The organism is Jeotgalibacillus sp. ET6, from assembly GCF_029667115.1.
In the GTDB taxonomy this organism is placed as follows: domain Bacteria; phylum Bacillota; class Bacilli; order Bacillales; family Jeotgalibacillaceae; genus Jeotgalibacillus.
On the sequence record NZ_JARUIU010000135.1, the window covers coordinates 1 to 262 of the forward strand.

Here is a 262-nt window from a genome sequence, read left to right on the forward strand (position 1 = left end):
AACGAGCTCCAGCGCGCGCTCGCGCTGTGCGACGGCGAGGAGATCGACGTCGGAGACTTGTCCGAGCGCGTCGTGCCCGGTCCCGCCAGGGCAGTTGCACCCCACGTCGGCGGGGACTTCACGCTCGAGGAGATCGAGCGTGCGCACATCGAGAAGATCCTGGCGCGCGGTCTGACCTACGACGACGCGGCGCGCCTGCTCGGCATCGACGATTCGACGCTCTGGCGCAAACGCCGGCGCTTCACTCTTCGATCGGCGTGAA

At 68.3% G+C, this 262-nt stretch carries 1 protein-coding gene; it reads left to right on the forward strand.

Annotated elements, in window-relative coordinates:
• Nucleotides 1-261: helix-turn-helix domain-containing protein (locus P6709_RS20025; RefSeq protein ID WP_278242652.1), on the forward strand; the 261-nt coding region annotated here is incomplete at its 5' end.
• Between the last annotated feature and the right edge of the window lies 1 nt (nt 262).